This is a genomic window from Halorhabdus amylolytica (assembly GCF_004944975.1).
Taxonomy (GTDB): Archaea; Halobacteriota; Halobacteria; order Halobacteriales; family Haloarculaceae; genus Halorhabdus; species Halorhabdus amylolytica.
In genome coordinates this window covers 1-20,405 of record NZ_SPQG01000011.1, presented here as the reverse complement: position 1 = coordinate 20,405, position 20,405 = coordinate 1, and the positions used below count along the sequence as shown (strand labels likewise).

The window sequence follows — 20,405 nt, the reverse complement described above, 5'->3', positions numbered from 1 at the left end:
CAATGACGTGGTCGGGCTGAATAGTAACAGTCGGAGGTGAATCGAAAGACGACACCTTCACGCAGTCGAACTGTCTCGCGTCTGCTGGCCGAGCGCCCGGGCGATTGCGATCACAAGCCCCAACCCGGCCTGAACGTCGGGATCACGGGTGGCCTTCAACAGCCCGATCGCACCGATCTGCTCGGGATCCTCGCTGGTTGCTTCGCCCAGCGCCGCCAGGACGTCCTCCAGTCCACGCGCGACATCGTCGTCCGCCGCCGTGTCGGCGACCTCGCCGAGTCGGGATCCGGTCGAGGCCAGCGACATCACCATCTCGTCGTCCATCGCCGCACTTGCCAGCGACGCGATTTCGGCCACTTCGAGCAGATCGTCCAGCGTACCCGTCCGCTGCAACTCGGCGACCTTCTCGACGCCCTCGGCGAGATCGTCGGCGTTTTCGCCGACCGCCTCACCAAGCTCGACGGTTTCGTCAGTCGCCATGCCGTCGGCGGCCATCGCGAGGTTGGTGCCGGTCCCAGCCAGCGACTGGACCATCTCGTCGTCCATCGCCGAGGTGGCGACATCCGCGGCGTCCAGCAGGTCGTTGACCAGCCCGAGGCGGTCGAGCAGCCGCGCGACTTCCTCGGGATTGTCTTCGACCAGCGATTCGAGATCGGCCGATACGTTGGTCCCGTCGTCCGTCGCCGCCGTTTCGGAGTCGCTCACACGAACCACCTCACAGCAGTCCCCTGGCGGTCAGCCAGTAGGACTCGTTGTAGCCCAGTTTCGCCCAGTGGACGGGTTTGGATGGTTCGCGCATCGTCGGCTCGTCGCCGTACCCGAACTCGACGAACGTCGCCTCGTCCATGCCGGTCTCGATGAAGCAAACGGTCTTGCCGTCGTACACCGAGGTCGGCGTCTGGCCGCGAACCCGGCTGGCGATCCGATCGGCGACGACGCCCGCCTCGTAGTGAGCGACGCTGCCGGCCTTGCTCGTGGGCACGTCGGCCACGTCACCGATCGCGTAGACGTCTTCGGCGTGTTCGGCCTCCAGTGTCGCCCGATCGACGTCGATCCAGGTGTCGCCCAGTCCGGCCTCGCTGATCAGATCGCTGGCAGTATGCGGCGGGATCGCAACGAGGAGGTCGTAGTCGAGTTCGTTGCCCTCCATCGTCTCCAACACCTGCGCGTCGGGATCGACCGTCTCGGCGTTGAAGAACGTCTCGACGTTGATGTCCCGCTCCTCGAGTTTGGGGGTCGCCCAGTTGGCGACCGATTCCAGCCCGTGAGCCCGCTGAATCGGGTAGGTATACGTGATCTCGACGTCCTCCCGGAGCCCGCGCTTGCGCAGCCAGTCGTCGGCCATGAAGACGAACTCCAGGGGGGCCGCCGGACACATGTGGGGCACGCCGATGACCGACAGCACGAGGTGACCTTCCTCGAAGTCGGCGAGTTCGTCCCGAAGAGAGTCGGCGCCCTCGGGCCCATAGAAGTGATGGCCGCCCTCGGCGAGGCCGGGGAGCTCCTCAGGGTCGAGGTTTGCGCCCGTTGCCATCACGAGGTGGTCGTAGGCGAGGGAGTCGCCACCCTCGAGGGCGACGGACTTTCCGTCGGTGTCGATCCCCGTCGCGCGATCGACGCGGAGGTCGACACGGCGATCGAGGAGATCCGAAAGCGGGCGCCTGGCCGCCTCGACGGTCTTCTTCCCGAAGGGGACGTAGAGGTAGGCGGGTTTGTAGTACTGGTACTCGCCGTCGTTGATCACGGTCACGCGGGCGTCGCCGGCGTCGATCGCCGACCCGAGTCGCTCGGCGAGGCGGTTTGCCAGGACAGTGCCGCCGGTGCCGCCACCGACGACGACGATCTCTTCGGTCATGTAGTCTCGACGTAGATGGCCCAGTGGTCGTCGTGTTCTTCGATTTCGAGCAGTTCGTGACCCGCCTCATCGAGCCACTCGGGCACATCGTTCTTCGAGCCCTCGTCGCTCGTCAGCAGTTCGATCACGGTCCCGGCTTCGACTTCTTTGACTTTCCCGATGAGGTCCATCAACGGACCGGGGCAGGTTGCGCCGCGCGAGTCGAGTTCGACGTCGGGGGATGGTGTGTCACTCATATCGGTCACCTTAGACGAACAGCACCTGTTTGTCCGAGGCACGGTTCAAGAAGCCGGCGACGCCCAGCGTGTCGTCGAAGACGTCGACGTAATCGTCGAGATCCGTATCCATGATGTCCATGACCATCTCACAGGCGTAGACCTCCAGCGGACCGATCCCCTTCGCGCGCTGGAGTTGCTCGAAGAACAGCGGCACCTCGTCGCCGCCGGACTGCAACATCGCCTCGCCGGCAGGGCCGGCCACCTGAAAGTCGCCGCTCTCGACGCGGTCTTTCTCGAAGGCCGAAAGGCCGTTCATCGTCACGAACACCTGCACGGGCGTGTCCGAAGAGGCCGCGATCGAACTGATCATGCTGACTGCCTGTACACGCTCCAGCTCGCCGGATGCGAGGACGACTGCGTATCCTGTCATAGCTGTCTCACAGGAGATGCTTGGTCTGGAGACTTTATAGTATTTCGCAATCATTCCAAGATAGTGAGAAGGGTGGCTAGCAGTATCGTGGCCATTGAGACATACTAACACGGGAGGAGATCCACTCGGTCGTTTTTTGGCACGTCCGGTCCTGTGTCCGACAATGACCGTCCGCGAGGTGGCTGCCCGGGCCTACAGGGAGGGGCTACCGGCACTTTCGGCCAGCCTCGTGGGCGGCCTGCTCGCTGGCGTCGTCCTCGGCGGGATGCGGACAGAACTCACCGCCATCGACGGGTTGCTCGTGTTGGTCCCGGCGTTGCTCGCCACTCGGGGGAACGTCTACGGTTCGCTGGGGGCAAGGATCGCAACCGCGCTCCATCAGGGTCTGCTCGAACCCCGCCTGAGAGAGGCCGACGACCGCCTGCTGCGAGCGGTCGCGGCAGCGATCGCCAACGGTCTGCTCGCCAGTGCGTTCGCGGCGGTCGTGGCGACAGCGGCACTCGCTTGGCTGGTTCGACCCGCCGCAGGCCTGCCAATGCTCGTGGCCGTCGCCGTCATTTCCGGCTTGCTCTCCGGACTTGCGCTGACGACGACGGTCGTCCTGTTCGTCTTCGCTGGCTTCCGTCGCGGGTACAATCCCGACACGCTGGTCGGTCCGCTGGTCACGACCGCGGGCGACGTCTTCGGGATAGCCGCCCTGTTGATCGCTGCCAGGCTCGTCATCTGGGGGGGTGGCTAACCGTGGCCCGGACCGACTGGACGGTGCGAGCCATCACGCGGGCGATGTTGCCAGTGTTACTCGTATTGACCACGATCGAGATCGGCAGCGGCCTGGTTCTGGAACGCTTCGAGGCCGAGCTGCTTGCCTATCCCTCCCTTCTGATCCTCGTGCCCGTCACGATCGGGACAGCGGGCAATCTCGGATCGATTCTCGCTGCGCGGCTCTCGACGGCGTTTCATCTCGGGACACTCTCATTCGCCGTCGACGACGATCGCCTGCTGGGCAATGCCATCGCCACGGTCGCACTCGCGCTTTCGGTCTTTCCGGTGATCGGCGTCGGTGCCTGGGGACTGGGTGTCCTCACTGGCGGGCCGGCCCTGCCAGTGACCACGGTGCTTGCGGTTGCCGTCACCAGCGGCGGGCTGCTGTCGATTCTGGCCGTCGCGGTAACAATCGTAGCGACGTACGTCGCCTACCGGCTGGAACTCGATCCCGACGACGTGGTGATCCCCGTCGTCACGAACGTCTGTGACGTGCTTGGCGTGGTGGTGCTGTTCGTCGTCGTCCAAGTACTGGTGTAGCGACGAGTCCCGCTTCGGCGGAGAAACCTGATTATACGCTGAACAGGCGCAATACCACGGCCTTCAGGCCGTGGATACGCGCCGTCACTCAGTGCCACGTTCCACCGATACCGACAGGGCCGGATATTCCACCGTCACCAACCACCAATCTTTACATGAGACGCAAGTATAAGTGATTATAGTGGCGTTCCACGGATGCTGGAGGTTCACCGCACCCACCGGGCGCGAATCCGCAACCACTCGCAGGTGGCGGAGTCGCTTGACCGGCACGGGTGGAGTGCCAGCAAACTCTGGAACGTCGCCAACTACTACTCCCGAGAAGTCTGGGAGGAGACGGGCAAGATTCCCGACCACGAGGAGTTGAAAACCGAGTTGAAGGAACACGACAAATACCGAGGACTGCACAGTCAGTCCAGTTCGTTCGAAAGACGAAGTCTTTCGTGATGCCAAAAATCTCCGATTTTTGAGCACAGCGGGTTCTGGAGGAACTCGCTGAAGCCTTCAACTCGTGGTACTCCAGCGACGACGACCGGGACAATCCGCCTGGCTACCGCAAACAAAACTACTACGACAACAACGGCAATCGCGTCCACGAAGAACACCCGCGTTCGACGGTGACGTGGAAACAGAACGGCATCCGCCACGACACCAAGAACAACCGTGTTCGACTCTCCAAGGGCGCGAACCACAAGGAACACCCCCGAGCGCGGGAATACATCCTCGTCGAATACGAAACCCGGCCCGGCGTCACGGTCGAGAACCTGCAACAAGTCAGGGCCGTCTACGACCAAGCGAAGGAACGATGGGAACTGCATCTCGTCTGCAAAGACGAGATCGAGACGCCCGACCCTCCCGGTAACGAGACAGCGGGCATCGACCTCGGTATCAGCAACTTCGCGGCTATCGCCTACAGTACCGAAGACGCCGACCTGTACCCCGGCAACCGCCTGAAACAGGACGGCTACTACTTCCCGAAAGAGATCGCCAAGTGCGACGACAGCAGTAGCGACAGGGTCACTCGATTGCACAAGAAGTGGTCGGAACGCCGTGCCCACTTCTTCCACGCCTTAGCGAAACACATCGTTGAACGGTGTGTCGAGAAGGGCGTTGGCCGCATCAACGTCGGAGACTTGGAAGGCGTGCGCAAGGACGAGAACGGCGACTCGAAAAACTGGGGCAAGCACGGGAATCTTGACCTACATGGGTGGGCGTTCGATCGGTTCACCAACATCCTCGAATACAAAGCAAAGGTCGAGGGGATCGAGGTCGTGGGAGTGTCCGAGCGAGACACGAGCAAGACGTGTTGCATCTGCGGGAAGGAAGACGACAGTCAGCGCGTCGAACGCGGATTGTACGTCTGCGAGACGTGTAATGCGGCGTTCAACGCGGACGTGAACGGGGCGGAGAACATCCGTCTGAACATCACCGAAAGTAACTCCGAGTCTGCACCCAGTCTGGGTGAGGATAGGAGTACCGGCTGGTTGGCACAGCCCGGAGTCTACCTGTATGACCTCTCCGGCGGATTCCAACCGCAGGAACAAGTGGTAGACTCCAAACCGTAATATCCCAACTGCGGTCGGGATTCCTCCGCCTTCAGGCGGAGGCGGATGTCAACCAGTGTCGATCCCGTCGACAGGAACCCCTCGCTCGTCGAGCGCCCCGAGCACGTGGGGGAGGTCGATCCCGTCCAGAACGTCGACGACCGTGAGTTGCGGGTGGTAAGGGACGTCCCGTCCCGTTGCAAGCTCGCGGAAACTGGGAATTGCATCCCCGACGGCGACGCCGTCGACGTCCGTCGCGACGGCCGCGGCGTACAGCGCGTGGTACGCGCCGATCCCGCTACCCACGAAGGAGACGGCGTCGGCATCGGTCTCCGTGCGGAGGAAGTCGACGCCCCGGAGCACGTCGAAGACGCGCATCCCCAGCAGCGAATTGCCGAGCAACAGCGCGTCGTGGGCGAGTTTGAACTCGGTCTCGTAGATCCCGTCGTCGTCTTCGACCCAGTTCGGCACTGGGATCCGGCGGTTCCGGACGGCCCCGACGCCGCGCGGATCGAAGACGAACGCGGCCCCGCGCCCCCGGGCGAGCGATGCGACCTCGTCGCGACGCTCCGAGAGTTCCTCGGTTCCCTGTTCGTAGCAGACCATGGCCGGAGCGCCCGTCGGCGTGTCGGGGTCCGAGACCAGAACTCCCGCGACCACGATGTCGGGGTGGCGTTCGGTCTTGAACCAGACGTGTTCGATGTCGAGTCCGTCCACAGTGGCCTGACCGACGATGCGCGGGTGCAGGTCACACCCCCTTCGGTCGAGGTCGAATGCTTCGAGGAGTTTCTGGCGGAGGCGCTGTGGATCCGTTCCCCCGTTCGAGACAGTCGAGGAGGTCACATCGGGGAATCGCGCTGCAACGTCCGCGCGGATCAGGTCGGTGATCGTCCGTTCGTCGGGGGAGGCTTCCCTGACGCTTCCCGAGGGCGTACACTGAAGGGTGGCTGCATCGAGCGTCGGCAGATCCTCGTGGGGCCGGAAGGCACCGTCGCCGAGGGTGTCGCATAGCCACTCGAAGACACCCTCGCCCAGTCCGTATATCGAGGTGTGTGACGCGTCGGCGGTCACGAGGTCTACCCGGTCCGTGGCGTCGAAGTGACCGTACAGCCGTCGGACCTGCTCGACCGTCTCGTGGACACCTTCGATCGGGAAGTATCGGTCCGACGTCGCCGCACCGACGCAGATCGGTCGGGGTGCCAGCCCGGCGAGGAGGTCCGGGAAGTCGATCCCCGCGTCGACCGCGCCCGCGAGCGCTTGCTCGGCGTGGGTCCGGCGACCAGTTTGCAGCCACTCGCGGTGGGTCGAGATCGCACAGCAGGGGGCGATGGCGTCGACGCGGTCGTCGAGCAATCCGAGGTAGATCGCCTGCGTGCCGCCGCCCGACGCTCCGACCGCGGCGAGTCGGCTCTCGTCGACGTCGGGTCGCCCCGCGAGTGTAGTGAGTGCGCACCGATTGTCATGGACCATGTACCGCGCGAGGTTCGTGCCGGCGTAGTAGCACTGCTGTCCGGCGTAGGCATGGGCAAACGTCCCGCCGCCTCCCTCGACGATCGCCTCGCCGGTCTCCGGATCGCGGTACTGATCGCGCTCCCCCTGACAGATGGGGTCGACGACGAGGACCACGAACCCGTTCAGCACGAGTTCGATACACGCCCGCTGGTTGTCCGGCTCGGTCTTCGGGTCTTCGAGGTGGCCACAGAGGAAGAGCACGCCCGGGTGTGGCCCCTCGCTTTCGGGTACGTAGCAGTTCGCCGACACATGAACGTTCGAGTGACTTTTGATCGTGAGTAACTCGATCGCGTACCCGTCGCGCTGGATGCGGCCGGTCCGCTTGACCGGTGGCTCAGACACGGGATCGGGCAGGCCGCCGACGGCCGCCCTGAGCCACTCGCAGACGGCCTCGCGGTGGGCCTCGACCGCCGCCCGGGAATCGATAGTCTCCCGGTCGGACACTGCCGCACTGAGTCGATTTTCCGCCCTTGCGAGGAGGTATCGCGAGAGCTGATCGGCGACGTCGTAGGTGCCGTTCAACCCCTCGTCGAACCCGTCCATGTGAGGGTGCCCACTGCTGGGTGGGGCAAAAGCGTTCCTCCGCTGGTGGCTTTCGGCGACCTCGTCCGCTCAGGCCAGCGCCCGCAGCGTGCTCCAGAAGTTCGGCACGTCCTCGCCGCGCTCGACGCGGACCGGGGTGAACCCGGCTACGCGGGCGCCTTCGATGTCGGCGTCGCTATCGCCGACCATGACGTACTCGTCGGCGTCGATCACTTCGCGCGCACGTTCGAACATCGCCGCGTCGGGCTTGTGCGCGCCGACGTCGTAGGAGACGATCACGGTCTCGAAGTAATCGAGCAAATCGTGGTGTTCGAGTTTCGCGCGCTGGACATCGGCGACGCCATCGGTCAGCACGCCCAGGGCGTTCTCTTCGTCGAGTGCATCGAGACTCGCGCGAGCGTCCTCGCTCACCGTCGTTCGCTCACACTCGGCTCTGCGTAGCGCATCAACCAGTTCGTCCGGGTCGGCGTCGACATCCTCGTGCTCACAGACGGCCGCCATCCCGGCCCGGTAGGGCTCAGGTTCGAGTGCGTCGAAGTGCTCGCCGAACGTCGACAGGTAGCGCTCGCTCGCGGCGGCGGGATCGGGGACGTGCCCGGCCAGGACATCTTCGACGATCTCCTCGTATGGCTCCTCGAACGTGAGCAGGGTTCCGTCCAGGTCGAAGTAGATCGCCGTCGACATGGAGTCAGGAGTCCCCGTCGGGATCGATCGGGCGACCGTCCTCGGTCGGGGGTGCGACGTGATCGATGAACGATTCCACGTCGGGTTCTTCGACGCGGACACTGACGTGAATCTCGCCGAGTTCGTCCGGTTCGCCGACCGAGAACGTCACGACGCCCTCGAAAGCCGCCTGCTTCTTCAGCGTGAAACTGAACCGATCGCCCTGCAGATTATCGAAGAACACACCCCGTGCCGTGTCGAGGATCTCCCGGCGGTGGAGCAGTTCCGAGCAGTGTTCGAGGTCGTGTGTCTCGGCGTGGAGTTCCCCCGGCCGCTGTTCGACGTCGGCGTTCGGGAAGATGTTCGTGATCGCGTCGGCGACCCGGTCGGTCACCTCGGTGTCGTAGACGGGGGCCGTGATCTCGACGTCGACGCTGTAGACGTCGCTCATGCGTTGCCCTCCAGGGTTCTCCCCGCTCATGCTGTCCCCTCCGCGAGTTCGACGCACTCGTCGTCGAGAAGCGCCGACGGGCCGTCGGTCAGCAACGTCTCGATGCGCTCCTGAAACGCCGCGAGGCTGTCGACGTTCTCGACCGTCACGTCGGCCATCTCCATCGCCTCGCCCATGCCGAAGCCGAGTTCGCGTTCGTCACGATCTTCGAGGCTCTCACCGCCGTCTTCGACGGCGGCGTCCCGTCCGCGGAGGTCGAGTCGCTCCGCTCGCGTCTCGAAGGGAGCCTCGATACTCACGAGCAGAAAATCATCGCCGAAGGCGTCCTGGAAGCGCTCGACCTCGACGTCCGAACGGATCCCGTCGACGACGACGTGCTCGCTCGTTTCGAGTCCGTCCTCAATGTGGGGGAGTGAGGCCTCCGCGATGGCGGCGGGGCCGTTCTCCTCCCGGAGTACCTTCGCCACTTCACCGTGGTGGGTCGCCGGATCGAGCCCCCGATCGCGACACGCCTGCCGGATCACGTCACCCATCGTGACCACCGGCACATCTAGCTCGCGGGCCACCGCCGCGGCCTCGCTCTTGCCGCTGCCGGGTAGACCCACGATCCCGTAGACAGTCATTGTGGGATCGTCGGCCGATGCGACAATAAGGACTGTGACTCCCGATTCCCGGACGCTCGTCCCCGTACTGTGGCAAACGTGGGCTTAGCCCGGGCGCACAGCCGACGACGTCGAACGTGTATCCCATATCGTAAATTTTTCTCCGGAATAATTCGATATTACTTTACGTATGAATCCAATTAATCGCGCTTAAGAGGTTTTATGGACGATACCAGGGTGTTTGTGCATTGTTACCAAACCATAATAAACGATTATTAGGGACTAGCACTATCGTACGAACATGGCGACAAGCCAGCAACCCGAGCCGGGGTATCACACGTGCAGTTGTGGTGAGTCCTTCGAGACGACGGAGGACCTCATCGAGCACGCACAGGACGCCCACGGCCTCAGTGTATTCTGAGGGGCGCTGGCGGTTTCGATTCTGCGGAACCCGGGTGACGTAGAGACGATCGTCTCGGGCGTGGTCGTCGTCTTGGGCCAGTCGGCCCGCGAGGCGGTTTGCGTTCGGTGACGTTCCCGAAGGCCGGTCTCAGAAATCAGAGAGCGTCGCCTGCAGGCCGGCGACCATCTCGGACTTCCGGCGGAGCGCGCCCAGTGAGACCGGGAGTTGCTCGGCGACGTTCGTCACGGCGTCCCGGAAGGTCTCGGCGACGCCGTACCGGCCGGCCAGTTCCTCGGGCACCCCATCGGGGTCCTCGAACGCGTTCCGGACGCCTTCCCGGACCTGCCAGACGCCGACCGGCGCCCAGTAGTCGTCGGTGACTTCCCGGAGGACGAGGCACTTCGCCTGCCGCCCCAGGTCGGTGAGGTGTTCGAGGACGCCCAGCCGCGAGGCGTAGTAGGCTCCGGCGGTCTCCTCGACGTAACTCGACCGACCCTCGTAGCCCTCGTGGGCACTGGCGAGGTAGTGGCTCTCGCCCACCGGATTCCAGACGCTCTCGGGCGCTTTCATCTCGACGAGTTCGAACTCCCAGTCACCCGGCGTGAGGACGATCCAGTAGCGGTTGCCCATGTACTCGTTGTACCAGACCTGCGTCTCGTCCATGGTGGGCGCGTTGCGGATCTGCCCTCTGAGGTACTGACCGACAGTGTCGTCGACGGCGGTGATCGACCACCGCGTCGGGACGAGCCGGCGGTTGGCCCCCTGGCCCAGCGCGCCGGCCGAGAGGATCGTGTTCACGTCGTAGACGTCGAAACCCTTCCGGTAGAGGTAGGTCATCGCCCCTTCCGCCCGCCAGTCGTCGTCTTCGAGGGTCTTCTCGACAGCGCGGGGGACGTGGGGGTTCTCCGCGAGATCGGCCGACTCTGCGCGGGCCCGTGGTCCCGTCGGCGTGGAGATGTCGTCGACGCTGAGGTCGAAATCGGGTGTCCCGTCCAGCCCCACCTCCACGTCGACGGGTCGATCGGCGATGGCGACCTCGCGCTGGGTGCCGACGAATCCGTCCCACACGTCGTTGACGTCGACCTTCGTCGAGCGTTGGGAGTTCAGGAGGCCCGTCCGGCGCTGGAGGACGTCCTCGATCCCCAGGCCGTTGGCGTACCACTCGCCGCTGGTGGCGAACTCCGTCGGATCGTGATCGTCGGTGACTGGCGAGAGGACGCCCGAGGAGACGTTTGGGTAACCCGACCGCCCGACAAAGATCTCGGGAGCGGTCGAGCCAAAGAGGGCGTCTCCGGAGAGGGTATCCTCCAGCTGGCGCTCGACATCTTCGAGGTGGTCGGTGATCGCGTAGGACTTCTCCTCTGCGAGGCGGCGCTTTTCGGCCGCTTCGTCGCGTTCGAAGCCCTCGATGTACTCGTCGAGGCGCATCTACCGGCCCTAGGCCGACGGGGAGTATGAATCTACGGGGATCGTCGGTGCATACACCCAAGAGGGAGTCGCCCGAAGCCGGACACATGCCGGATATCGCAATCATGATCGAGGGCCAGCAGGGTCTCACCTGGGACCGCTGGCAACGCATCGCTCGAACGGTCGAGGATCTGGGCTTCGACGGCCTGTTTCGCTCTGATCACTTCACGGACGCCGACGGGACGACCGACGATTCCCTGGAACTCTGGACCTCCCTGACGTGGCTGGCCGACAACACCGACGACATCGAGTTCGGCCCGCTCGTGACGCCCGTCTCCTTTCGCCATCCGGTCTTCACCGCCCGGATGGGCAAGGATGTCGACAACCTCGCGGACGGTCGACTCGTCTTGGGCGTGGGCGCGGGCTGGCAGGAGTACGAACACGACACCTTCGGGTTCGACCTCCTTCCCGTCGAACAGCGCTTCGACCGCTTCGAGGAAGGCGTTCACGTCGTCGCGTCGCTATTGCGGGCGGACGAGCCCGTCTCCTTCGACGGAGAGTACTTCGAGCTCGACGGCGCGACGTTGCTCCCGCGGCCCGAACGCCCCGGCGGGACGCGACTGCTCGTCGGCGGGAACGGCCCCAACCGGACGCTGGCGCTGGTCGCCGAATACGCCGACGAGTGGAACGGCGTCATGCTCCGTCCCGAGGAATACAGCCGGCTGAACGACCGACTGGACGACCTGCTCCGGGAGGAGGGACGCGATCCGGACGACGTCCGGCGGTCGTTGATGGTTCCCGTCGTCTTCGGACGTGACGAGGACGAACTGAAGGCGGTGCTGGACGGTCGAGATCCGGACGAACTCCGCGCAGAAGGACACGTCGTCGGGACGCCCGGGGAGGTCCGTGAACAGCTCGACGCGATCGAAGATGCCGGCGCCGATCGAGTGATGCTCCAGTGGCTCGCCATGGAGGATTTCGATCGACTCACAGCCCTCGCCGACGCGACGCTGTCAGCGACCCACCGCTGAAGCGGTGGATTCCCGTTCGAACTCTACACTGGAGTGGACGGGACCGTTCCGCGACTCCCGACCGCCCCATCTCAACATCTAAATGTGCCCGCCCCCCACACCGGGGCAATGAACGGCAACAGCTTCGGCCGCCTGTTTCAGGTGACCACCTACGGGGAGAGTCACGGCGAGGCGATGGGCTGTACGGTCTCGGGGGTCCCGGCCGGCGTCGAATTGGACGAGGAGGACATCCAGCACGACCTCGACCGGCGCAAGCCCGGCCAGTCGATGATCACCACCTCGCGGGACGAACCCGACGCCGTCTCGATCAAGTCCGGCCTGCAGGACGGCTACACGACGGGGACGCCGATCGGAATGGTTATCCAGAACAAGGACTCCCGCTCGGGTAAGTACGAGCCCTTCGTCACGGCCCCGCGACCCTCCCACGGCGACTTCACTTACTCGGCGAAGTTCGGCACGCGCAACTGGGGCGGCGGCGGTCGCTCCTCGGCCCGGGAAACGGTCAACTGGGTCGCCGCGGGTGCCATCGCCAAGCAAGTCTTGGCACAGAGCGAGTACGACGTCCAGATCAAGGCCCACGTCAACCAGATCGGCGACGTCCGAGCCCCGGAGGTCTCCTTCGAGGAGATGCTCGAACACACCGAAGAGAACGACGTTCGTTGTGCCGACCCCGAAACGGCCGCGGAGATGCGCGACCTCGCCGAGCAGTACCAGCAGGAGGGCGACTCCATCGGCGGCTCAGTGTACTTCGAGTGTCGAGGCGTCCCGCGAGGACTCGGCGCGCCGCGGTTCGATTCCGTTCCCTCGCGACTGGGCCAGCTCATCTACTCCATTCCGGCGGTCAACGACTTCGAGTATGGGGTCGGCCGTGACGCCCGAACGATGGCCGGCACTGAGTACAACGAAGACTGGGAGTTTGATGAGAGCGAGTCGCGGAGCGACTCGGAACAGTCGAGTAGCGCGGAACGGAGTTCCGCGGACAGTCGAGCGGCAAAGCCGCGAGACAACGGGGAGGAAACCGACCCGCGAGACAGAGGTGATCCGACGCCGGTCGGCAACGACCACGGCGGCATCCAGGGCGGGATCACGACCGGTGACCCGATCTACGGCGAGATCACCTGGCATCCGCCCGTTTCGATCCCCAAGAAACAGGAGACAGTCGACTGGGAGACGGGCGAGCGCAAGGAGATCCAGGTCGTCGGTCGCCACGACCCCGTGCTGCCGCCCCGCGCCGTCCCCGTCGTCGAGGCACTGTTGTACTGTACCGTGCTGGACTTCATGCTCCTGAGCGGGCGGATCAACCCGGACCGATTGGACGACCGACCCGGCGAATACGACACCGACTACCATCCGTCGAGTCCCGTCAACGACCCTGACGACGCCGCCACGCAGGCCGAGACGATCGACGACGAGTGACGCGACGAAGCCAGCGATAGAGTGAAAACAGACACATCACAATCGGTTCATTCCTGGCGACCGAAGGGCTGATATGAGCGGACGAGCCGATCGATCGAAGGTGAGCATATGAGACGGCGGCGAGCCGACGCCGCGGCGGGACTGCTCCTCGGCGCGATCATCCTGAGTGGCGGTGCACTGGCCTGGCAAGCGTACCGGCAACGTCGTGCCTTTGAGGAGTCGATGGGATCGATGATGGACACCTCGATGGAGACGATGCATGGGCCGGACCCGCTGTGGTTCGTCTTCGGCACGCTGCTTATCGCTACGGTCGTCGGCGGGGTCTACATCCTCCTCCGGCCGGAACTCACGAGCGATGGCGGACCGGATCGACCGGGATCGATCGACGCAGCTCCGACGACTCAGAACGACGGTGAGTCGACGAACCGGGACCCAGCGCGGGCAGATCCGGTCGATCCCGAATCCGACACTGCCGACGGACGATCAGTCAACCCGGAGGCGAACCCGACCGAGCGCGTCCTGGACCTGCTTCCCGAGGACGAGCGGCGGATCCTCGAACCCGTCCTCGACTCCCCGGGGATCACGCAGATCGAACTCAGGGACAGAGCCGAGTTCTCGAAGAGCAAAGTGAGTCAGACGGTGAGCGACCTCGAAGAACGGGGCTTGCTCTACCGGGAACGCCAAGGACGGACCTACCGGATCTATCCGAGCGAGGATCTCGAACGGAACGGAGCGGCCTAGCACGCCCGGATCAGCCTGAAGTAGCCGAATCCGTTCGCGACGAACGGTCTCCGCGAAGAAAAACGATTAGATCCGTTTAAACACGGTCTCGAACGGTCTCCAGTCCGCGTTCACACCCAGGAGAACAACTACTGTACTCCCCTATCCCCCCTGAGGCGAAACTCAATGACCGAGACGAACGGCCGAATCTGGCTGGTTGTGGGGCTCGCAGTACTCGCGTTCCTAATTGTACTGCCCGCGGTCAGCGCCCACGGCAACGGGCCGGTACTGGACAATGGAACAGTCCCCCATGGTGCGTATCAGGACATCGACGAGCAGATCGCCTGGATGGCCGAACACACGACGGCACACGGGAGAGTGAACGCGACCGAATGGACGGACGGGCGCGCTACCAGTATGGCGACGCCCTCCGGCATGGCCGACGGTCATCACCCAGACCACGATATCGACCGTGGGCACCACAACGACGCGGGTCACGCTCGGAACGGCCACAATCAACACGAAACGTCCCACGACAACGTCGAAGAGAGTGACGACGAACACAGAAACGACGACGGTGAACGTGATCACGGCGGAATGTACGGTGGGGGGCACGGATGCTGAGAGCGTCTGATCCCACCAAAGACGGCTGGACAAGCCGGCTCGGATCCGACCACGTCCGGTGGAGCGACGACAGCCCCGATCGAGTCCGAAAAACGGTCTCGCTGCTCGCCCGACCGGGGCTGTTCGCGGTCGCACTCCTCGTAGCCACTGGAGGTGCGAGCGCCCAGCACGGGAGCGGCGGGATGATGGGCGGCGGACGCTACGGCGCGTTCGGGTTTCCTGGACTCGGACTCGTATTCTGGGTGCTGCTCGGACTCGGAATCGTCCTTCTCGTCGCCCACGTGCGTAATTCGCCCGAACACGACTCGCCCTCGACGGATCGAGCACTCGAGACACTCCGGGAACGGTACGCTCGCGGGGAACTCGAAGACGAGGAATTCGAGCGGCGCCGCGCAGAACTCGAACGGTCGCGATAAGCGACGCGGCCGGGGGTGACGGTCGAAGGATCGATCCGAGTCGACGTGTGTAAGTCGGTCGGCGATGACGCACAGGCATGCGCCAGTTCGTCGTGATCGGTCACGAAGCTCCGACGACGCCAGACTTCCCGCTGGACGATCTACCGGGCGTCGCCGGGCGTCTCGACGTACTCTGTCGGTGTGTCAACGCCGCGCTGTTTCTCTCTCATGGAATCCGCGAGGACGTGCGTCTCCGCCTGGTGCTCGGGGACACGTTCACCCTGCGGATGGAAGGCGAGAAAGTGCGGGGCCTCCATCCGGACGAACGCAGTACGGCCGCCCGGATCAGAAGTGCACTCGAACGGAGCGACGAGGCCATCGGCCGTCAGTCGGTCGAGACCTCACCTGGAATCTATCTGACTCGGCAGGGTGTCGAACCGACACTCCGGGACGCGGCCGAGGAAGGCACGCTCGTCCAACTTCACGAGGACGGGGAGCCGATCGCCGAGAGCGACCCACCGGCCGATCCGGTGTTCGTGCTATCGGATCACCGAGATTTCACCGCGGAAGAAGCGATCCTTCTCGACGAACTGGGTGCTCGACGGGTGCGTCTCGGTCCACGGGCACTACACGCCGACCACGCGATCACTGTCGTACAGAACTACCTCGATACGGACGGGTTCGAACGATACTGATCGGTCCGACGGGGGCTGTCACTCGATCCGGAGGTCGCCACCGTCGTCGCCCGCGTTCTCGTCCCACTCGAGTTCGAACTCGACGCTGAGTTCGCCGGGGGCGTCGGTCGGTCCTTCACGTTCGGCCTTCACCTCGAATGTCGGGCGTTCGGGAGGCTCCATCGTGACCGACTGGTCACCGGCAGACAGCGAGATATGGTCACCGGATTCGAGGTTGTCGGCAACGGTTCGAAGGTACGACGCGATCTCGGCGCGAGTAAGCGAGCGTTCCGTCTCGAAGAGCACTTCTTCGGGCATATACCATATAGGTGCGCCACGGGGATAAGTGTTGTAGCGATAACAATCCGGGCCGGTGAATTCACCCGACTGGACGAGTCTCGCAAGAGTTAAAGGCGAACCTCGGTTATCTATTTGATGCGGGCCGGTGGGGTAGCTTGGTATCCTTCGGCCTTCGGGTGGCCGTAACCGCGATTCGAATTCGCGCCGGCCCACTACGTATATACCGTTTTTCCAGGGTTCCTAGACACTTAGCGGCCGGTTTCGGAGGTGGTCAACGTGGCTGTTGAGCCGTCTGAACGTCAGTATCCGCCCATCTGCGATTTCTGTGGGGAGTACATTACCGATCCGCACCAGCGGTGCCCTGCACTCGAAGAAGGGGTGTGCCGGCCATGAGCATCGAGACCGACGCCGGCGACCCACCACGGGCGCTCAAGCAGCTGGGCGGCCCGCCGACGCTGACGTTCCCCTCGAAGTGGACGCTCTCGACCGCCTGGAGGCGCGCCCAGCAAGAGCGCGACCAGGGTGGCCCGATCAACCGGGCCGAGCGCATGGTCGCCCTCAGCGACGGTGAGGGCCACCACAGGGTGACGTGGACGCTGAAAGGGGACACACTCGTCGCTGAGTGCGACTGTACCGGCTACGAGTATCACGACGGCTGGTGTGCTCACGTCGCGAGTCTCTGGTGGCAGTGGACCCTCGGCGAGATCACCGTCACGCACCTGGAGACGGGTCACGCGTACGATCACCCGCCGTCCTGGCTTCGGATCGACGGCGACGGCGAGACCGACGTCGGCGACGGGCTGACGAGCGCGGAACTCGACGCCTATCTCACCTGCCAACTCGGCGACGTCGGTGTGCGGGAGTACGCCCGCCACACGGATCGGTCGCCGGGGACGGTCGGGAACCTGCTTCGGCGAGCCCGCGAGAAGGTCGTCGACGGTCGTGGGGTGACTCGGTAGATGAGCGGAGCTGAACACTGCCCGAACTGTCGCCAACGAGGGTATCCAGATATACCCGTTGCCGATAGCGAGGGTGACTATCATACATGGCGTTGCCGAAACTCCGACTGTCGAGTTGCTCGCTACTACGTGGAGCCACAGGAGGAGAGCGATGCGTAGCCTGCTTGCCCGCGTCGACGCGATCGCCGGCACGCTCCCCCAGGCGATCGTCACGATCGCGAAGGCCGACGAGGCCGCCCGGAACCACGCGCTCGCCGAAGGGCACCCCGATCCCGACCCGAACCCCCTGCTCGACGAGGACGGCCAGCAGCGCCAGCCCCAACGCGCGAGCGCGCCCGCCGGCGAAGCCACCTCAGAGCGCTCTAGGGGAGGGTGTGTAGCTAAACTGTCTACGCCCGTCACGTCTGCGTATTACGGCATCTACACAGCGGGTCAAATCACCCCTGGATCTGTGTATACAGCACCGGGAGGGGTGTGCGAATGAGCCGCATGGGCGCTCAGGGGTACAGCAACGCCGGGAAGACGCAGGTTTCGGCCCGCGTTCCCGAGACGCTGAAGACAGATTTCAAAGAAGCCTGCGAGAACGCCGACACCACGATGACCGACGTCTTCGAGGACGCCATGGCGGAGTTCGTCGAGGAGTACGGCGACGTCGTCGTGGACGTCGGAACTGACGAGTACTACCCGACCGACTCGCACGAACGCGAACTTTACGAGGCGTGTCTGAAGTTCGCCGACGAGGACCTGATGATCTACCAGCGCCGGCACGCCAGCGCGATCGCCCAAAAAACCCAGCAGGTGACAGCTGACAACCTCACTGACGCACTGGAACCGCTCCGAAAGAAGGGGTTCATCGCCCGTGGACCGATGCCGGTCGGGCTGACTGGCGAGGGAGCCGATCGCTGGCGACACTGGCGCGTCAAACCGGCATGTGCTGACCCTCAGCAGTGGAAGTATCGGGAAGAGAAGTGAGTTCGCGAGCGACGACAGCCTACTAAGACGTCTCTTCTTTTCACAGCAGTCTCGCGACGATGTCGGTGACGAGATCGAGGACGATCGGCCCGTACCGTGTCACCGTGACGGCGGCGAGGAACGCGCCGAGTCCATACCAGGGCTCGCGTCGGAGATCGCCGAGGTGCTTGCTCCCGAGCTTGGCGCCGAGCGCCGCGAAGACGAACAGCCCGGCCAGCTCCCAGGAGCCGGTCATCGCGACCACGACGCCGACCGCCGTCCCGATCACCGTCGCGTGCCACTCCGGACGGGTCGAGAGGAACCCGTTGCTCTCAGTGGCGGCCTCTGTCGGCGCCGTGAGCCGGTTCAGGATCGACGTGACGAACTCCCCGATCATGCTTCCCTCCCGTCCGTCTCGATCGGCAGGATCGCTACGTTGCCGGCCGTAGCGAGCGGTAGCACTCGATCGAGCGACACCCCGCCCGGCGGGACCGCGACCACCGGCCGGGCGTCGAGGAGGTCGCCGTAGAACCGGGCCTGTGCCGTCTCTTGCCACTCGAAGGCGTCGGTCGCCTCGATCGCGTAGCGAGCGCCTGACGGCGAGTCGAGGAGGATGTCGCACCGGGCGCCGGAGGGCTCGGTCGTCACCTCGGTCTCGATGCTTGATCGCTCACCGAACGTCGACCGGAGCCGGCGGACCAGCCCCTTCACGAACTCTCGCTCTGTGGGCATGTTACGACCCCTCCAAGTCTCGGACCCGGTCGAGAATCGGTTCGTCGAGCGTCTCGGGCTCGTCGGGCTCGCCGATCTGCCGACGCTGGTTTGCGATCGAGCGCCGTTCGGTCTCGTCAAGCCGATCGGTGAAGTCTCTGAGCGAGTTGAACGCCCCGACTGCAGCCGTCGCCGTGATCGCCGCCGACGCCGTCACCGCGTAAGGCTCGATCACCTCGATCATGCCGGCACCCCCGCCGTCGCCGCTGTCCCGGCCGCCTCGCCGGCCTCGCTGTTCGCCAGGACGTACACGGCGATCAGGACGATCCCGGCGAGCATGACGGTCTGAGCGTTGAGCGCCCCGGACCAGAACCCGCCGACCGCACCCCCGGCGTCGCTGGCAACGTCCTCGGCCGTATCGCTGGCGCCAGTCGCGCCTTCGCCGATGAACTCCCCCACGTCCCACGTCACCGTAGCGGCCGTATCGGCCGCGCCACCGGCGACGTCCCCGACGAGGTCGGCCGTCCCGCCGCCGACAAAGTCGATCGTCCCGCCGGTGATGTCGGCGCCGGCTCGGGCGCCGTCTTGGATGACGGTGATCCCGGTATCGACGCCCGCGCCGATCCAGTTGTCGACCGGGCCAGGGATCGGGTCCGAGCCGTCGCTGTCGCTCCCGTCCGACGAGTCGCCGCCGTCGCTCTCGTCGCCGGATCCGACATCGACCGGCCACAAGCTCGGTGCGACGAGCATGGGCTCACCCCTCCTGCCGCGAGTAGGCCCACGCCGCGGCGCCGACCCCGAGCGCCCCGGCGATCATGGCGCCCGTGCTGAGGGTTACGCCCCCCTGGTCGCCGCTTCCCGACTGCATGGGCGCCGGAAGCTGAATCTCCGGCATCGTCATCCCACCGGGGAGCGGGCCGTCAGACTGTTCCTGACCGTCGTTCTGGTCGCTCTCGCCGTCGCTGTCGCTGAAGAAATCCCGAACCTCTGCGAGTTCGTCCTCTACGTTCTGCGTGGTCTCGCTCGGATCGATCTGCCAGTCCCCGTCATCGTTCTGCTCGACGGCGTCGCCATCGTCACCCTCGCCGGGCTCTCCGGCCATCGCCGAGATGAACTCGACGGCGAGGTCGCCCCCTCCAGGGACGCCCGACTCGGCGAGGTCCGGGTCCGCGTTGTAGCGGTTGTCGTACTCCTCTCCGGCGTCATCGGGCTGCTCGACGCCGGTGTCGATCGTATCGACGGCCTCCCCGTCGTTGTACGTGATGATCTCGATTGTGTCTCCGTCAGGCGTGTCCATGGTTGTGTCTGAATTGCTGTCGGTGTCGCTATCGCTGGTTGTCGAGTCGGTACTGTCGCTCCCGGTGTCGCTCGACGTGTCGCTCTCGCTGTCGCCGCGATCGCCGAACGAGCCAGTCCCTCCGGCGTTCGCGGAGTCGGTGCTTGAGTCCTCAGAGGAGTCATCCGTCGAGCCCGTGCCCGGAGTGCCGCTCTCCACGAGGTCGGGGTCGTAACACCCGTATCGCTCGCTGTAGCTCATACCGTCCGGGCAACTGGTCGTCGGGGTGTCCATGCTGATCGGCTCGCTGTCGGATCCCGAGGAGTCCGAATCATCATCGTCCGAGCCATCAGCGGTCGGAGAGATATAGAAATCGTCATCGCCGGAATCATCGGATCCGCTCGGCTCGACGGTGTAATCC

The 20,405-nt window shown here is 64.7% G+C and carries 26 protein-coding genes, 1 tRNA gene and 1 pseudogene; 13 read left to right on the top strand and 15 right to left on the bottom strand.

The window, feature by feature from the left end:
- Positions 1 to 57 precede the first annotated feature (57 nt).
- The 4 genes from E3374_RS12965 to E3374_RS12950 are packed head-to-tail and all read right to left on the bottom strand — an operon-like array spanning position 58 to position 2,503.
- Positions 58 to 705 (bottom strand): DUF1641 domain-containing protein, encoded by a 648-nt coding sequence (locus E3374_RS12965; protein WP_248299487.1) that lies wholly within the window; start codon positions 703 to 705, stop codon positions 58 to 60.
- Positions 706 to 715: 10 nt separating this feature from the next.
- The gene (locus E3374_RS12960; RefSeq protein WP_136689385.1) at positions 716 to 1,855 is read right to left on the bottom strand and encodes an NAD(P)/FAD-dependent oxidoreductase; all 1,140 of its coding nucleotides are present in this window, start codon (positions 1,853 to 1,855) and stop codon (positions 716 to 718) included.
- Positions 1,852 to 2,091, bottom strand: coding sequence for a sulfurtransferase TusA family protein (locus tag E3374_RS12955; RefSeq protein WP_136689384.1), 240 nt, complete (start codon positions 2,089 to 2,091; stop codon positions 1,852 to 1,854). Before E3374_RS12955 ends, E3374_RS12960 begins: the two co-directional genes overlap by 4 nt.
- Positions 2,092 to 2,101: 10 nt before the next feature.
- On the bottom strand, positions 2,102 to 2,503 hold the full coding sequence (locus tag E3374_RS12950) for a hypothetical protein (protein WP_136689383.1): 402 nt from the start codon (positions 2,501 to 2,503) through the stop codon (positions 2,102 to 2,104).
- Positions 2,504 to 2,666: 163 nt separating this feature from the next.
- Here E3374_RS12950 and E3374_RS12945 point away from each other — a divergent pair, with 163 nt between their 5' ends.
- The 3 genes and pseudogenes from E3374_RS12945 (at position 2,667) to E3374_RS12935 (ending at position 5,367) form a co-directional block, all read left to right on the top strand.
- Entirely contained in the window at positions 2,667 to 3,242 is a 576-nt protein-coding gene (locus E3374_RS12945; protein WP_136689382.1) for a magnesium transporter, read from the top strand.
- 2 nt (positions 3,243 to 3,244) lie between these two features.
- The gene (locus tag E3374_RS12940) at positions 3,245 to 3,805 is read left to right on the top strand and encodes a magnesium transporter (protein ID WP_136689381.1); all 561 of its coding nucleotides are present in this window, start codon (positions 3,245 to 3,247) and stop codon (positions 3,803 to 3,805) included.
- 195 nt (positions 3,806 to 4,000) lie between these two features.
- Positions 4,001 to 5,367 (top strand): annotated as a pseudogene (locus tag E3374_RS12935) (RNA-guided endonuclease InsQ/TnpB family protein).
- A gap of 48 nt (positions 5,368 to 5,415) precedes the next feature.
- Here the strand turns inward: E3374_RS12935 and E3374_RS12930 are convergent.
- The 5 genes from E3374_RS12930 to nreA form a co-directional block, all read right to left on the bottom strand.
- The gene (locus E3374_RS12930; RefSeq protein ID WP_136689380.1) at positions 5,416 to 7,401 is read right to left on the bottom strand and encodes an alpha/beta hydrolase family protein; all 1,986 of its coding nucleotides are present in this window, start codon (positions 7,399 to 7,401) and stop codon (positions 5,416 to 5,418) included.
- Between the two features lie 69 nt (positions 7,402 to 7,470).
- Entirely contained in the window at positions 7,471 to 8,085 is a 615-nt protein-coding gene (locus tag E3374_RS12925) for an HAD family hydrolase (RefSeq protein ID WP_136689379.1), read from the bottom strand.
- A gap of 4 nt (positions 8,086 to 8,089) precedes the next feature.
- Positions 8,090 to 8,515, bottom strand: a complete 426-nt coding sequence (locus E3374_RS12920) for an RNA-binding domain-containing protein (RefSeq protein WP_136689378.1) — start codon at positions 8,513 to 8,515, stop codon at positions 8,090 to 8,092.
- A gap of 26 nt (positions 8,516 to 8,541) precedes the next feature.
- Positions 8,542 to 9,138, bottom strand: a complete 597-nt coding sequence (locus tag E3374_RS12915; RefSeq protein WP_136689377.1) for an AAA family ATPase — start codon at positions 9,136 to 9,138, stop codon at positions 8,542 to 8,544.
- A gap of 529 nt (positions 9,139 to 9,667) precedes the next feature.
- Positions 9,668 to 10,948, bottom strand: a complete 1,281-nt coding sequence (gene nreA, locus E3374_RS12910; RefSeq protein ID WP_136689376.1) for a DNA repair protein NreA — start codon at positions 10,946 to 10,948, stop codon at positions 9,668 to 9,670.
- Positions 10,949 to 11,034: 86 nt separating this feature from the next.
- On the opposite strand from nreA, the gene E3374_RS12905 reads away from it, so the two are divergent.
- From E3374_RS12905 to trmY, 6 genes are all read left to right on the top strand, one after another.
- Positions 11,035 to 11,958, top strand: coding sequence for a TIGR03560 family F420-dependent LLM class oxidoreductase (locus tag E3374_RS12905; RefSeq protein ID WP_136689375.1), 924 nt, complete (start codon positions 11,035 to 11,037; stop codon positions 11,956 to 11,958).
- 108 nt (positions 11,959 to 12,066) lie between these two features.
- Entirely contained in the window at positions 12,067 to 13,374 is a 1,308-nt protein-coding gene (aroC, locus tag E3374_RS12900; protein ID WP_136689374.1) for a chorismate synthase, read from the top strand.
- 108 nt (positions 13,375 to 13,482) lie between these two features.
- Positions 13,483 to 14,115, top strand: coding sequence for a helix-turn-helix transcriptional regulator (locus tag E3374_RS12895; RefSeq protein WP_136689373.1), 633 nt, complete (start codon positions 13,483 to 13,485; stop codon positions 14,113 to 14,115).
- A gap of 165 nt (positions 14,116 to 14,280) precedes the next feature.
- Positions 14,281 to 14,718, top strand: coding sequence for a hypothetical protein (locus E3374_RS12890; protein WP_136689372.1), 438 nt, complete (start codon positions 14,281 to 14,283; stop codon positions 14,716 to 14,718).
- Entirely contained in the window at positions 14,712 to 15,134 is a 423-nt protein-coding gene (locus E3374_RS12885) for an SHOCT domain-containing protein (RefSeq protein ID WP_136689371.1), read from the top strand. The genes E3374_RS12890 and E3374_RS12885 overlap by 7 nt, the downstream gene beginning before the upstream one ends.
- A 77-nt stretch (positions 15,135 to 15,211) precedes the next feature.
- Positions 15,212 to 15,808 carry a tRNA (pseudouridine(54)-N(1))-methyltransferase TrmY gene (gene trmY / locus E3374_RS12880; protein WP_136689370.1) on the top strand — a complete coding sequence of 199 codons (597 nt, stop codon included), beginning with the start codon at positions 15,212 to 15,214 and terminating at the stop codon, positions 15,806 to 15,808.
- 18 nt (positions 15,809 to 15,826) lie between these two features.
- Here trmY and E3374_RS12875 read toward each other — a convergent pair whose 3' ends face one another.
- Positions 15,827 to 16,105, bottom strand: coding sequence for an amphi-Trp domain-containing protein (locus E3374_RS12875; protein WP_136689369.1), 279 nt, complete (start codon positions 16,103 to 16,105; stop codon positions 15,827 to 15,829).
- A gap of 121 nt (positions 16,106 to 16,226) precedes the next feature.
- Between E3374_RS12875 and E3374_RS12870 the strand changes: the two genes are divergently transcribed.
- The 4 genes from E3374_RS12870 to E3374_RS12855 all read left to right on the top strand — a co-directional run bounded on the left by E3374_RS12870 (position 16,227) and on the right by E3374_RS12855 (position 18,018).
- Positions 16,227 to 16,299 (top strand) — tRNA-Pro (locus E3374_RS12870).
- A 177-nt stretch (positions 16,300 to 16,476) separates the two neighbouring features.
- A complete protein-coding gene (locus tag E3374_RS12865) occupies positions 16,477 to 17,046 on the top strand; it encodes an RNA polymerase sigma factor sigma-70 region 4 domain-containing protein (protein ID WP_211194971.1) in 570 nt (189 codons plus the stop codon).
- A gap of 151 nt (positions 17,047 to 17,197) precedes the next feature.
- Positions 17,198 to 17,530: a hypothetical protein gene (locus tag E3374_RS12860; protein ID WP_136689368.1), complete on the top strand. Its 333-nt coding sequence runs from the start codon at positions 17,198 to 17,200 to the stop codon at positions 17,528 to 17,530.
- Positions 17,527 to 18,018: a hypothetical protein gene (locus E3374_RS12855; protein WP_136689367.1), complete on the top strand. Its 492-nt coding sequence runs from the start codon at positions 17,527 to 17,529 to the stop codon at positions 18,016 to 18,018. The genes E3374_RS12860 and E3374_RS12855 overlap by 4 nt, the downstream gene beginning before the upstream one ends.
- 40 nt (positions 18,019 to 18,058) lie before the next feature.
- Here E3374_RS12855 and E3374_RS12850 read toward each other — a convergent pair whose 3' ends face one another.
- The 5 genes from E3374_RS12850 to E3374_RS17215 form a co-directional block, all read right to left on the bottom strand.
- Entirely contained in the window at positions 18,059 to 18,394 is a 336-nt protein-coding gene (locus E3374_RS12850; RefSeq protein ID WP_136689366.1) for a hypothetical protein, read from the bottom strand.
- Complete coding sequence (locus E3374_RS12845) at positions 18,391 to 18,729, bottom strand: hypothetical protein (protein WP_136689365.1); 339 nt, start codon at positions 18,727 to 18,729, stop codon at positions 18,391 to 18,393. The genes E3374_RS12850 and E3374_RS12845 overlap by 4 nt, the downstream gene beginning before the upstream one ends.
- A 1-nt stretch (position 18,730) precedes the next feature.
- A complete protein-coding gene (locus tag E3374_RS12840) occupies positions 18,731 to 18,952 on the bottom strand; it encodes a hypothetical protein (protein ID WP_136689364.1) in 222 nt (73 codons plus the stop codon).
- Positions 18,949 to 19,458: a hypothetical protein gene (locus tag E3374_RS12835; RefSeq protein ID WP_136689363.1), complete on the bottom strand. Its 510-nt coding sequence runs from the start codon at positions 19,456 to 19,458 to the stop codon at positions 18,949 to 18,951. Before E3374_RS12835 ends, E3374_RS12840 begins: the two co-directional genes overlap by 4 nt.
- 4 nt (positions 19,459 to 19,462) lie before the next feature.
- A partial coding sequence (locus tag E3374_RS17215; protein ID WP_169051845.1) for a hypothetical protein occupies positions 19,463 to 20,405 on the bottom strand: 943 nt, incomplete at its 5' end.